The sequence below is a fragment of the Streptomyces sp. NPDC002386 genome (genome assembly GCF_053593175.1).
The window spans coordinates 67,608-80,700 of sequence record NZ_JBSFBX010000025.1 but is presented as its reverse complement, the minus strand read 5'-3'; the positions used below and the strand labels follow the sequence as shown (position 1 = coordinate 80,700).

The 13,093-nt window shown below is 70.8% G+C and carries 10 protein-coding genes; 2 read left to right on the top strand and 8 right to left on the bottom strand.

What is annotated here, in order from left to right:
- Window positions 1-1,061 precede the first annotated feature (1,061 nt).
- Both ACWCPN_RS33820 and ACWCPN_RS33815 read left to right on the top strand, forming a co-directional pair.
- Window positions 1,062-3,746 carry a Helicase associated domain protein gene (locus ACWCPN_RS33820; protein ID WP_451214266.1) on the top strand — a complete coding sequence of 895 codons (2,685 nt, stop codon included), beginning with the start codon at window positions 1,062-1,064 and terminating at the stop codon, window positions 3,744-3,746.
- 663 nt (window positions 3,747-4,409) lie between these two features.
- The gene (locus tag ACWCPN_RS33815) at window positions 4,410-5,144 is read left to right on the top strand and encodes an amidohydrolase family protein (RefSeq protein ID WP_451214258.1); all 735 of its coding nucleotides are present in this window, start codon (window positions 4,410-4,412) and stop codon (window positions 5,142-5,144) included.
- Between the two features lie 290 nt (window positions 5,145-5,434).
- Here the strand turns inward: ACWCPN_RS33815 and ACWCPN_RS33810 are convergent, their stop codons facing one another.
- The 8 genes from ACWCPN_RS33810 to ACWCPN_RS33775 all read right to left on the bottom strand — a co-directional run bounded on the left by ACWCPN_RS33810 (window position 5,435) and on the right by ACWCPN_RS33775 (window position 13,017).
- A complete protein-coding gene (locus tag ACWCPN_RS33810) occupies window positions 5,435-6,109 on the bottom strand; it encodes a LysE family translocator (RefSeq protein ID WP_451214255.1) in 675 nt (224 codons plus the stop codon).
- Between the two features lie 81 nt (window positions 6,110-6,190).
- Entirely contained in the window at window positions 6,191-7,450 is a 1,260-nt protein-coding gene (gene ectB / locus ACWCPN_RS33805) for a diaminobutyrate--2-oxoglutarate transaminase (protein ID WP_451214252.1), read from the bottom strand.
- A gap of 91 nt (window positions 7,451-7,541) precedes the next feature.
- Window positions 7,542-8,042 carry a flavin reductase family protein gene (locus ACWCPN_RS33800; RefSeq protein WP_451214249.1) on the bottom strand — a complete coding sequence of 167 codons (501 nt, stop codon included), beginning with the start codon at window positions 8,040-8,042 and terminating at the stop codon, window positions 7,542-7,544.
- Between the two features lies 1 nt (window position 8,043).
- Window positions 8,044-9,666: an amino acid adenylation domain-containing protein gene (locus ACWCPN_RS33795; RefSeq protein WP_451214246.1), complete on the bottom strand. Its 1,623-nt coding sequence runs from the start codon at window positions 9,664-9,666 to the stop codon at window positions 8,044-8,046.
- A 4-nt stretch (window positions 9,667-9,670) separates the two neighbouring features.
- On the bottom strand, window positions 9,671-10,687 hold the full coding sequence (locus ACWCPN_RS33790; RefSeq protein WP_451214243.1) for a hypothetical protein: 1,017 nt from the start codon (window positions 10,685-10,687) through the stop codon (window positions 9,671-9,673).
- 104 nt (window positions 10,688-10,791) lie between these two features.
- Window positions 10,792-11,601 carry a 4'-phosphopantetheinyl transferase family protein gene (locus ACWCPN_RS33785; protein WP_451214240.1) on the bottom strand — a complete coding sequence of 270 codons (810 nt, stop codon included), beginning with the start codon at window positions 11,599-11,601 and terminating at the stop codon, window positions 10,792-10,794.
- Complete coding sequence (locus ACWCPN_RS33780) at window positions 11,594-12,763, bottom strand: acyl-CoA dehydrogenase family protein (RefSeq protein WP_451214237.1); 1,170 nt, start codon at window positions 12,761-12,763, stop codon at window positions 11,594-11,596. The genes ACWCPN_RS33785 and ACWCPN_RS33780 overlap by 8 nt, the downstream gene beginning before the upstream one ends.
- Window positions 12,760-13,017, bottom strand: coding sequence for an acyl carrier protein (locus ACWCPN_RS33775; protein WP_451214234.1), 258 nt, complete (start codon window positions 13,015-13,017; stop codon window positions 12,760-12,762). The genes ACWCPN_RS33780 and ACWCPN_RS33775 overlap by 4 nt, the downstream gene beginning before the upstream one ends.
- Window positions 13,018-13,093 lie beyond the last annotated feature (76 nt).

Here is a 13,093-nt window from a genome sequence, read left to right as displayed (position 1 = left end):
CCCGCGGAGCGGGTACCACATCGCTGCGCGATGTGCAAGCGAACACCCGTGCTGCGCACGGGTGTTGCGCTCCCGCTCCGCGGGAGCGCTAGCGGGTGGCTGCGCCACCCGCACACCCCGCCTGCTGCGCAGGCGGGGTGACGGTCCGTCCGCTGCGCTCCCGGACCGGCGGGACTTTGTCCCGCTACCAGGCTTGCGCTTCGCTCCAGCCTGGCCGGCGGGTCCGCTGCGCTCCCCTGCCTGACGGTCCTTCCGGCTGCGCCTTCAGTACCGTTGGGGCCCGCTAATGCGGGCCAGCTGGTTACAAGGGGGTGGGGGTCGCTCGTGCGGGTCGGATTTCTGTGTAGTGGCTCCTCGGATTGATGCAGCATGTACCGTTGGCGAAAAGATGAGACACCCTCCAGCCTCAGTTCACCGGCCTCAGGAGATGAATGCTCGTGGAGAGAGAAGAATCTTCTACGTTCTGTCACCCGGCGTGGGACGTGCTCGTCCCCGCACGCGCGGCCTACCTGGCAGCCGTATCACCTCACTATGACGAGGTCTTCTGGGATGTTGCGCAGCACGTCGAGCGTGCCGGCAGTCTTGGTAAGAGGGACATCGCTGCCCTGGTCGTGTGGAAACGCCTCTCTGCGCAGACCCGTTGGGTGACAGCTCTCATGTCGCTGCCCGACAGCCAGGTGCGAGCCGTCACCGAGCAGGCCGTCGCGTCAGTGCAGGACCTCACTCTCTCACTCGGTGAGGCGGCTCAGGCGGGGCGCAGTGCCATCTCTGAACTGCCGGGGTTCGTCAAGGGTGACGCTCTCGCGTCTGCCATCCTGACCTCGGCAGCTCCCACGCGGATGGCCGTCTACGACCGGCGTGTCCAGCGCGCCATCGACCTGCTTGGGCTCACACTCACGGACCGTCCGGGCCGCTACGGCCGCTACATGGACCTCCTCGACACCCTCCTCAAAACAGCGGAGGACGCGCAGACGGTTGGACCCCGCGCGATGTCGACACTGCTCTGTACTGGGCTGGAAAGAACCCTGAGTGAAAGTAAGGATGAGAGAGTCGATGAAAAGATGCAGGGAAGGGCTCTGAAATTGCAGAGGATCACTCTGAAGGAACACCAGGTTGACCAGAAATCGGCGTTCCGAAAATGGGTAGGATTTCCTGCAAGATCATCTGTGCCCCCGCAGGGTGCCCGGGGCACGATCGTGTCAGCGACCGGTTCGGGCAAGACGATCACGGCCGCCGCGTGCGCGCTGGAGTCGTTCGCCAACGGCCGGATCCTCGTGACCGTGCCCACCCTGGACCTGCTCGTGCAGACCGCCCAGGCGTGGCGCCTGGTGGGCCACCGCGCCCCGATGGTCGCGGTGTGCTCGCTGGAGAACGACCCGGTGCTGAAGGAGCTGGGGGTGCGGACCACCACCAACCCGATCCAGCTCGCCCTGTGGGCCAGGTCCGGACCGGTCGTCGTGTTCGCCACGTATGCCTCCCTCGTGGACCGCGAGGACATCGACGAACTCCAGGGCCAGCGCAAGGTCCGCGGGCCGCTGGAGGCCGCTCTGGCAGGCGGGGAGCGGCTGTACGGGCAGCGCATGGCGGGCTTCGAGCTCGCGATCGTGGACGAGGCCCACGGCACCGCCGGTGATCTCGGCCGGCCATGGGCAGCAATCCACGACAACGCCCGCATCCCCGCCGACTTCCGGCTCTACCTCACCGCCACACCGCGCATCCTCGCCGCGGCCCGGCCGCAGAAGGGCGCGGAGGGCCAGGAGGCGGAGATCGCGACCATGGCCGATGACCCGGAGGGCACGTACGGCGCGTGGCTCGCGGAGCTCGGGCTCTCGGAGACGATCGAGCGGGAGATCCTCGCGGGGTTCGAGATCGACGTGCTGGAGATCCGCGACCCCTCTCCCGTTCTGGGGGAGTCGGAGGAGGCGCGGCGCGGCCGGCGCCTGGCGCTCCTGCAGGCCGCGCTCCTGGAGCACGCCGCCGCCTACAACCTCCGTACGGTCATGACCTTCCACCAGAAGGTGGAGGAAGCCGCGGCGTTCGCGGACAAGCTGCCGGAGACCGCTGCCGAGCTGTACGTCAACGATGCCTCCGATGAGGACCTGGCCGCCGCGGACAAGCTGCCGAAGTCCTCGATCGACGCGGAGTTCTACGAGCTGGAGGCCGGCCGCCACGTCCCGCCGGACCGGGTGTGGTCGGCGTGGCTGTGCGGCGACCACACCGTCGCCGAACGGCGCGAGAAGATCCGGCAGTTCGCCAACGGCATCGACGCGGCCGGGCGCCGGGTGCACCGTGCCTTCCTCGCGAGCGTTCGCGTACTCGGGGAGGGCGTGGACATCACCGGCGAGCGGGGAGTCGAGGCCATCTGCTTCGCCGACACCCGCGGCTCCCAGGTGGAGATCGTGCAGAACATCGGCCGCGCGCTGAGGCTCAACAAGGACGGCAGCACGAAGGTGGCCAGGATCATCGTGCCGGTGTTCCTGGAGCCCGGCGAGGACCCGACCGACATGGTCGCCAGCGCCTCGTTCCGCCCCCTTGTAGCCGTTTTGCAAGGCCTGCGCAGTCATGATGAACGCCTCGTCGAGCAGCTCGCCTCCCGCGCCCTCACCAGCGGCAAACGCAAGGTCCACCTCCAGCGCGACGAGGACGGGCGGATCATCGGGGCCGGCGGCGAGGGCGACGGCGGGGACCAAGAGCAGGACGACACCGACGCCGCTGCCGAGTCCGCCCTGCTGCACTTCTCCTCCCCCCGCGACGCAGCGACGATCGCCGCGTTCCTGCGCACCCGGGTCTACCGGCCGGAGTCGCTGGTATGGCTGGAGGGCTACCAGGCCCTCATCCGGTGGCGGGCGGAGAACGAGATCACCGGCGTCTACGCCGTGCCCTACGACGTTGAGGTCGAGGTCGGGGCGACGAAGGCGTTTCCGCTTGGGCGGTGGGTGCACCAGCAGCGCAAGGCCCTGCGGGCCGGGGAGCTGGAAGACCGGCGCAAGGTCCTCCTGGACGCACCGGAGGCCGGGATGGTCTGGGAGCCCGGCGAGGAAGCGTGGGAGGCCAAGCTGGCCGCACTGCGGTCCTACCGGCGGGCCACCGGACACCTCGCCCCGCGCCAGGACGCGGTGTGGGGCGAAGGCGAAGCGATGGTGCCCATCGGGCAGCACATGGCCAACCTCCGGCGGGAGGGCGGTCTCGGGAAGGACCCGAAGCGCGCGGAGGAACGCGCGCAGCAGCTGGCCGCGATCGACCCGGACTGGAACTGCCCGTGGCCGCTGGACTGGCAACGCCACTACCGCGTCCTCGCGGACCTGGTCGACGCCGACGGCCAGCTGCCCGACATCGCACCCGGCGTCGTCTTCGACGGCGACGACATCGGACGTTGGCTCCAACGGCAGAAGCAGCCGGGCACCTGGGTGCCGCTCCTGCCCGAGCAGCAGGAGCGGCTAACCACGCTGGGCGTGAAGCCGCTTGAGGCGCCGCCTGCCGCCCCGGCCGCCGAGGGTGCGATGAAGGGCCAGGGCAAGGCGCAGCAGGCGTTCCAGCGGGGACTTGCGGCCCTCACGCAGTGGGTAGAGCGGGAAGGCTCCCGACCTGTACCGCGCGGCCACGCTGAAAAAATCGCGGTTGTCGGCGAGACGGACCCGGTGGTCGTGAAACTGGGCGTATGGATATCGAACATTCGCGCGAGGCGGGACAAGCTCACCCAGGAGCAACTCGACGCGATCCGGGAACTCGGCATGGACTGGGCCTGACTCGGTCTGGCGCTGAGCCACAGCGCGCGACAGCCCGGGCCGCAGTGACCTGGGCTGTAAATGCCAAAGACCTTGGCCCATGCCATCTGGGCACCGCGCAGAGGAGCGCGAACGGCGGGGAAGCGGGCGTAAGCGTGGGCTGGCGTCGGTATGCGGCCCGCTGGCCAAGACCGACCGGAAGAGGCCGGCAGGGGGCGTGTATGTGGTCGTGAAGGGCGGTCGCCTGCGCGGCGAAAGGCTCCATGAGGCTTCAGCCGAACGATCGTCCTCATGGGCAATAGGTGAGGCCCGGGGACACTGTCCCCTCCACAACCACTGCTGTCCCTAACGCGGGCACTCGACTGGGCATTCCCGTGAGACGAACGGGTAGTTGCTCCCCCCTGGGCCGGACAGCTGTCCCTGCCCCAGGTCGCACAGCTAGACCCCTCCTTCGGCGCGGCTCGGTGCTCTCGTTTGCCCTCCACGTCACGGGCACGGAGGACCGTTGGAGAGCAGGAGCAACACCTGCGCCCATCGCGGCTAGCCTGAAGACATAGCGCGCCACCCTGGGCGGATTCACAGGGACGCTCTCAGGCAGAGAGCCGCCAGCAAGACAGCCGACCGCGCGGCGACCATCCACCGCGGCACAGCCACGTCCACGACCCGGTCGAGGACCACATCAAGTTGTTGGACGACGCGGGGGTGGACCGGGCGGTGCTCTTCGGTACCCGACCGCACCCGGAACGTGCGACCGACCTTCAATCGCTGCGCCGCGAGATGGCCGCACTGGACGAGGCGATCGGCGGCCGGGCCACTGGGATGGAGGGGTACCGGACAGCGTGGCTGGAACTGGAGATGGCGCTCGACGCCCACCCTGATCGCTTCATCGGATTCAGGAGCGTGCCGCTCGACCTGACGCCCCAGCGGATCGCTGAAATGGTCGACCGGGACGTGGTCGGTCATGGCATGCGGGGAATCGGTGAACTGACGCCGCCACCTGGCCGTGCAGACCTCCTTGAGCCGGTGATGCGGGCAGCGGCAGATCACAGTGAACTCCCCGTGGTCGTCCACGGATTCGCGCCCACCACGGCGGAAGACCTGCGAGCTCTGGCCCGACTGGCGACTGCGTATCCGTCCGTACCCCTCGTCATCAGCCAACTGGGGGGCCTGAACTGGATGGACGCCATCCAGTTGGTCCGAGACACGCCCAGCATGTTCCTGGAGTTGTCCACGGCCGGCGTGATCTTCGCTGTTCGTCTGGCCATCCGGGAGATACCGGAACGCACCCTGTTCGGCTCGGACGCCCCGTACGGCGACCCGGTACTCACCCGCGCGACTGTCGAGCGCGTCACTCGCTCCGGCGAGGTACGCGACCGGGTGTTGGGCGGAACAGCAGCCAGGCTTCTCGGCCTCACCTGACTCCTGATCGAAATTACCGGTGCGCTGCCGTCCTCGGTGAGGAAGAGCAGGGTGAACCGTGTCCGATTGCCAGGATCGATCACCGAGTAGGGGGGGCGCCGTACAGCAGCCAGGTACCGCAACCCTGGTAACCGCCCCCGCACGGTAGCGCCCCTCCGGGCGCGTCCAGCAGTTGGTATGACCGGTGTTGACCGATCCCGCTGGAGCTACGGATCAGATGTGCCTCCGGAGCGGGCGCCGTGAGCCCGCGGGGACAGAGGTGGAGCTGCCGCTGAGGTGCTTCCGTTGCTTCAGGAGGCCGCAGCGACGCCGATACCGATGGCGATGAACAGCCAGCCGGTCGTCAGCTCCCAGCGGTGGCGGATCTTGGGGCGGGCGAGGAGGGTGCGCAGGCGCACGGCGACGGCGACGAGAACGAACCAGTAGGCGACGCCGATGAGGACGTCCAGGATGCCGAGGAGGAAGATCTGCCGGGTGGGCGAGCCGCCGCCGTGGACGAACTGCGGCAGGATGCTCAGAAAGAACAGCGCCGCCTTGGGGTTGAGCACGTTGGTGAGAAGTCCCTGCGTGAAACCGGACCGCCATCGGCCGCGGGCCGGCCCGTCTGCCTCCGAGACCGGTGGCCCGGCCTCGTCCCCGGGACCACCGGTCGTGTCCTGGCCGGCGCGTCGTTCGCGGGCGGCGCGCCGGGCGGCCAGCACCGCCCTGATGCCGAGGTGGACGAGGTAGGCCGCGCCCAGGAGCTTGATGGCGTCGTAGACCACGGGGGAGCGAGCGGCGATCAGCGACAGGCCGACGGCGGCGGCAAGCATGTGCACGCACAGCCCGGTCTGTGCCCCCAGCGCCGCGGCCCGCCCCTTGGCGGGATGCTCGGTCGCCGATCTGAGCACCACGAGGAAGTCCGGGCCGGGGACCACGTAGGCCACGAGTACGACGCCTAGGAAGCCGACGAGGTCGACCGACATTCGTTCTTCCTTTCGTTGGCCTTTCGATGGCCCGTGGCCCGTCCGCCGCCCGGGCGGTGTGCCGAGGCCGTGTCGTGTCGCTCAGGCCGCGAGCGGTCGCCTGCCGGCCACCGAAGCGACGGCTTCGTCGAGTATCCCGAGACCCTGTACCAATTGCCCGTCCGCCACGGTCAGCGGCGGAAGGACCTTGGCCACCTCGTCCCGAGGGCCGGCTGTCTCCAGCAGCAGGCCGGCCTGGTACGCGGCGTCACACACGTCGCGAGCAGCACCCGGACGGTCGAAGGGCAGTCCCCAGGCCAGACCGCGCCCGCGCGGGGCGGGCAGTCCGTACCGCCGGGCGGTCTCCGCGAGGGCACGGTGCACGCGCTCGCCGAGCGCGGTGGTCCGGGCCTCCAACGCGTCGTCGGACCAGAACAACTCCAGTGCGCGGGCGGCGGTGACGAACGCGGGGTTGTAGCCGCGGAAGGTGCCGTTGTGCTCACCGGGCTTCCACACGTCGTGCTCGGGGCGCATCAGCGTGAGGGCCATGGGATTCCCGTACCCGCTGACGGACTTGGACAGGCAGACGATGTCGGGGACTATGCCGGCCGGTTCGAAGGAGAAGAACGGTCCGGTGCGCCCACAGCCCATCTGGATGTCGTCCACCACGAGAAGCGTGTCGTGCTCCCGGGCCCAGGAGGCCAGGGCCCGTAGCCAGGCGGTGCGGGCGGGGTTGATCCCGCCTTCGCCCTGGACGGTCTCCACGACCACCGCCGCGAGCGGTCCGTCCGCGGCGGCCGCGTCCAGTGACCGGGTGAGCCGCACCAGCGACCCCGCCTCCTCGGCTGCGGGGTCGTCGAAGGGCAGGGGAACGGTGTGGGGCAGCGGCACTCCCGCCCCGGCGCGCTTCATTGGATTGGCGGTCACCGCGAGGGCCCCGAGTGTCATCCCGTGGAAGCCGCGCCGGAAGTAGGCGACCGCGCGCCGCCCCGTGACTTTCCGGGCGAGCTTGAGCGCTGCCTCGACGGCGTTGGTACCGCCTGGACCGGGGAACTGAACGCGGTAGTCCAGACCGCGGGGCGCTAGCACCAGGTCCCGCAACCGTTCCAGGAAGGCGCGCTTGGCCGTGGTGTGCATGTCGAGTCCGTGCGTGACGCCGTCACCGGACAGGTACTCGAGCAGCGCGGCTTTCAGCCCGGGTGGATTGTGCCCGTAGTTGAGGGCGCCGGCCCCGGCGAAGAAGTCGATGAAGGACCGTCCCGCCTCGTCGTGAAGCACGGCACCGCGTCCGGTGGTGAACACGGTGGGCCAGGCCCGGCTGTAGCTGCGGACTTCTGATTCCATGGTGCCGAATACGCTCATGCTCATCCCTGTCAGGTGGTGTTGCGGATGGGGTGCAGGCGTCGTGCCGGGGTCGGTCGTCCGGGCCGGGCGCCGACTCGCTGAGGCGGGATCAGCCGGCCACAGCGTGCTGGTGGCGCTGGTAGAGCACCAGGCCCTCGGCGGCGGGGTTCTGCGCGGTCCACAGCACCCGGCCGATCAGCAGGGTGTGATCGAGCGCGGTGGGCGCCTGGTCCAGTCGGCACACCACGGTGGCGGCCGTCCCGTCCAGGGCCGGGCAGTCCGCCTCGTTCTGGTACGGGACGTCCTTGAAACGCTCTGCCGCGGGCAGTCGCGCGAAGCGGTGCATCAAGTCCCGTTGCTGCCAGGTGAGGATGTTGACCGCGAAGCGGCCGTGGACGGTCGCGTGCCGTACGGTGCGGCCGTCGCTGGCGAGCGAGACGAGCACCGAGGGGGGCTCGGTGGACAGTGAGAGCACCGCGTTGGCGGTGCAGCCGACCGGTCCGTCGGGGCCGGCGGTGGTGATGACGGCAACTCCGGTCGCGAGCTGTGCCATCGCCGAGCAGAACTCCTCACGCTCGGGCAGCGCGGTACGGGTGGTGGTCGCGGTCATGTCACCGGGTTCCTTTCGATACGGGTGCGCGGCGGGCGTCGATGGCGGCCCGGTCCGCAGGGGCAGTGCGAGGCGCATCGGGTGCGCCCGGGCGGGCCGTGTCCAGTGCGGCGAGGACGGCGTTGCGGTCGGTCTTGCCGTTGAGATTGAGCGGGAGTTCCGGCAGGCGCAGCAGGGTTCGGGGCACCATGTAGGCGGGCAGGCGCCGGTGCAGGGCGGCCAGCAGTGGGGCCGGATCGGAGGCGTCCCCGGTGTAGACCGCCTCCAGAACGGGAGTGGACCGGTCGGTACGGGCCACGACGACGGCGTCGAGGACGTCGGGGCGCGAGCGCAGCGCCTCCTCGATCTCCCCGAGTTCGACGCGGTAGCCGCTGATCTTGACCTGGTTGTCGAGGCGTCCCAGGTGGACGAGGCCGTCGCCGTCCCGTGACACTCGGTCTCCGGTCCGGTACCAGTGGGCCTCCGTCAGCGGTCCGCCCTCGTAAGGGGTGAGGTTCGCGTCCGGTGCGTCGGTGGCGAACCGTCCCGTGTCGTCCGCCGGGTCCAGGTAGCCGGGGAACCGCTGCGGGCCGCGTACCAGGAGCTCGCCTTCGTCGGCGGGGTGCATCTGTGCGTCGACCACGAGGGTTTCGGCGCCGGGGTGGGCGGTGCCGATGGGCAGGGTGCCGTTGGCGGTGCGCGGCCAGTGGGCGGGGTCGGCGGGGAGGCGGTAGCCGGTGCAGGTGACGGTCAGTTCGGTGGGGCCGTAGAGGTTCTCCAGGCGTGCTCCGGGAGCTGCCGCTGCGAAGGTCCGGGCTTGTTTCACGGTGAGTGGTTCGCCGGCGAAGGCCGCGTAGCGCAGGGTCGGCATGGAGTTAGGCGTCAGTCGCCGCAGCCGGGCCGCGAGCGAGACGACGGAGGGCACGGAGAACCAGTGAGTCAGTCGGTGGCGCCGCACGAACGCGGCCGGATCAAGCAGTTCCTCACGGGTGGGTACGACGAGGGCCGCGCCGGTGCTCCAGGCGACGAACATGTCGAACACGGACGGATCGAAGGTCAGGTCGAAGGTCTGGGAGAGCCGGCTGTCCGGTCCGGCGCCGCTGCGCTCCACCGCGTGGTCGAGGTATGCGTCGGTGTTGGAGTGGCGGATCACCACGCCCTTGGGGCGGCCGGTGGAACCGGAGGTGAAGAGGATGTAGGCGGTGTCATGGGGTCCCGGGCCGGGCAGGCCGCGTAGGTCAGGTGCGCCCGCCAAGTCCGTCGGAGAGACCGCGACGAGCGGGGCGGCCTGCCCCGCCGGCCTGGTGTCGGCCGCCGCGTCGGCCAGCACCAGTGCCGCGCCTGCCTGTTGCACGACGGCTTCGTTGCGGTCCGGCGGGGCAGCGGGGTTGAGCGGCACGACCGCGGCTCCCAGCCGCTGCACTGCCAGGTAGGCGGCGTAGGTCGCGGGTGTCCGCGCCGCCAGCAGGGCGATGCGGCGCGGCGGTGGCGCGCCGGTGCTCAGCCGGGCGGCCAGCACTTCGGCGCGCGTGCGCAATTCGGCGTAGGTCAGAGTGGTGGAGTCGACGGTGAGCGCCGGGCGGTCCGGGTGGCGGTCGGTGGTGCGGGCGAAGCGGTCCCACAGGGTGAGTTTGGGCGTCGGCATCGGATCAGCCCCTGTGGCCGGCGGATGAGGTGGCGGCGGCGAGCGGCGTCGCGGGAGTGACGTTGTCGTGGCCGGCGTATGAGGGCGAGGCCTCCGTCTCGAGTTCCGCCAGCGCGGTGAACGCGCCGGTGACGAGGGACGGCCGGGGTCGGCCTCGGCGTACGGAGTTGGCTGCGAAGCGAAGGATGCGGGGCAACTCGCGCCACTTTGCGGTCGCGGCGTCGATGGCACGTCGCTTCGCTGGGGACGGCGCTGCATCCGCTGCCAGCAGATGTGTGTTGCGGAACACGTGGTGCTGCGCCGCCGCCCATACGTCCTCCAGCACACCCTGCGAGCCGTCGTCCTCCAGGTCCGCGAGCAGTAGCCGAGCGGTCTCCTCCAGGGCGGCGGTCCCGGTCAGCCAGGGGCCACCGGGCAGTCGCTCCTCGGTGGTTCCGTCCTCTTCGACCAGCCACTGGTATGTCTCCTCCCGCGGCGGCGTCACGGGGAAGCCGAAGGCCAGGGTGTTGCGCCTGCGGTGCGTCTCCGACAGGCCTTCGGGGAAGGCCAGCAGGGCCGTCAGCTCCGCCCCGGACAACTCGCCGGAGAACGGTTCCTGGGACCCGCCGTTGCTGAACAGGGCGGTGAAGCCGTCCACGACGTGCCAGGCCTCCTCGGGGGTGCGGCCGTCCACCGTGATCAGGTGCGGGGCGTGGGCGTCGGCCGCGCCGGACAGCCAGGGCAGCGCACCGCTGTTGGCGACCACAAGGACCCGGCCGCGCTGGGCCAGTTCGGCGGCGATGCCGGCGAGGGCCGCCTCGGCGTCGGCGACGCCCCGGTAGCCGAGCCGGCGGCTGTCGGACAAGTTGTTCAGGGCCCGGTCGTGGTGCGAGAAGCTGCCCGTGGCCGGGTCGATCGCGAGCCGCACGGACCGGGCCAGCAGATCGGTGGAAGCGGGGGCCCTCGCGGACAGGTAGCCGGCGAGATTCTCGGTGTAGCAGCTGAGGCCCAGACTGGTGGGAACGGTCGGATCGGTATGCATGGGGTCCTCCATGGGACAACGGGTGCAGCGGGCCCTCGCCCCCGTCGCGAGCGGGCGGCGGGGAGCGAGCGGTTGCGGCGGGTGGCCGTCAGGATTTCGAGGGCTCAGCGGTGGGCTGGTCGCGTGCGACGTTCCGCCGTGGGCGTGCGCCGTGCTTCGGTCGGTCCGAAGGCACAGGCCATGGCGACCGTCTCCGCGCACACCGCGGCCGACCGGGGTGGCCGGCGCCAGTGCAGCGCTTCCCAGGTGCCGTTCTGACCGTCCGGGTCGGCGCGCACGCGCCAGGGCGCACCGGACAGCCCGGTGCCGTGCGCCTTGACGCACGCCTCCTGGACGGTCCACACCCGGGCGAAGTCCCGGGCAGCCCGGTCGGGTGCCATGGATGCCAGCCGGGCGGCTGTGCTCGGAGCACAACAGCGGCGCACCATGGCGGGCGAGGGCGGCCGGGCCACCTGGATGTCGACGCCGACGTCGAGTCCGGCGCCCACGGCGGCAGCGGCGTACAAGCCGCTGTGCGAGATGCTCACTCCGGTGTCGGGGGAGTGGGGCAATCGGGGGCGTCCGGCCGGCTCGGGGACCACCGCGGCTCGGGCGTGCTCCTCGTCGGCCACCTCGGCGAGCAGCAGCCGCAGCAAGGCCCGGCCGGCCAGGTGCTCGCGGCCCCGCCAGGCCGCCATGGTGGCGGCCGACCGATACTCCTCGGGGCGCAGCCGGCCCACGGCCTCGGGTGCAGCCAGTACGGCGTCCGTGCGCGCCATGGCAACCGTGACGCCCGGAGCCGGGGTCCACAGGCGGGCCATCGGGTCGCCGGCCCGTCCGGCCGCCCGGCCGCCCAGCCGGAGCCGGGCGGGGGGCGCGCCGGCCGGGCGCTCGGTCAGGGTTCCGGCCGGCGGGAGGGAGACGGCGTCAGACAAGGGTCGTCTCCTGGTCCAGCAGGCTGAGCGAGCCGTTGGCCAGGTGCAGCCGGTCGTTGCCGTAGTTCAGCGAGGCGGAGCGCAGGTCCCGAAGGGCGCGCTCCAGCGCGAGCGGCTGGTGACGCAGATAGCCGTGGCGCAGCCCGACCAGCTCGATCAGCTCCTCCACGGCGGCCGGGCACTCCTCGGAGGCGGTCACCTTCAGGGAGTTGACGAGTAACTGCCATGGCGCGCTGCCCCGTTCCTGCGTCGACAGTGACGCGTACACGTGGGCGGCGTGACTCAGCATGGCCTGCACGGTGTCGATACGCCGGCGGGCACGGGACAGCCGGGTCAGCAGCAGCTCGCTCTTGAGGTCCCTGCGGCGTCGCTCGTCGGGGCTGCGTAGCAGCCGCACGGTTCGGGAGAGCGCGCCGGCCGCCGTGCCCAGCCAGCAGGCGCTCCAGCCCAGATGGGCCAGCGGCGCGAAGACGTCGACCGTCACCCGGCGGAAGTCGCCGTGTGCGCCGACGACTTGGTCGTGCGGTACCGCTCCGGTGAAGCGCATCGGCACGCTGTGCGTGCCGCGCATGCCCAGGGGGTCCCAGTCGCCGAGGATCTGCACGTCCAGCTGGCTTCGCTCCGCGTATACCAACGACACCTGGCCGTCGGAGGCGGCGCCGGGGGCCAGAACGGTGATCAGGTAGGCGTCGGCGTGGGCGCCGCCGGTGACGATCGGTGCCATACGGTCCAGTTCGATGAGGTCGCCTTCACGCCGCGTGCCGGTGCGGGAGCTGAGCAGGTGTCCGCCCTTGCCGGCCTCGGTGGTGACCGACCCCAAGTACGTGTCACCGCGGGCGACCTGGGGCAGGACGCGCCGGCGCAGCCCCTCGGGGGCGTGGTGGACGAGCGCCGCGACCTGTTGCCCGTGCATGGCGAACACCATGGCCGCCGACATGTCGTGGCGGGCGATCAACTGGGAGACGGCCAGTAGGTCGGGGACGGTGCCGTCCAGGCCGCCGTAGCGGGCGGGGACCAGCAGCCCCAGGAGTCCGGAGGTGCGCATGGCGGTCAGGGCCTCCAGGGGGAAGGCCGCTTTCTCGTCGCACTCGGCAGCGTGCTGCTCGACGGTGTGGAGCACGGGCGCCAGACGCTCGGCCAGGGCAGGGTCGAGGGCCTTCACCGGGCGTCCGTGAGGGAGCCGGAACGGGCGGTTTCCACGGCCTTCCACAGACTGCCGGCGGTCTCGAAGTTGGCGTCCGTGAGCTGGTCGTCGGGGAGGGTCACTCCGCAGTTGTCCTCCAGGTCGAAGACGAGGTCGATGGCCTGCATGGAGTTGAGCCCCAGGTCGCGCAGCCGGTCTTCGGCCCGCAGCTCCTGCTCGGCGGCGAGGTAGCGCAGGTGAGGGCGGAGTGTGTCGACGAATGCCTGGTCCATGAGTGGTCTCCTGACTGAGGTTGGGTGTGCGCGGAGCACGGTGTGTCGTGGGGCGGCTGCGGGTCGGCGAGCGTGG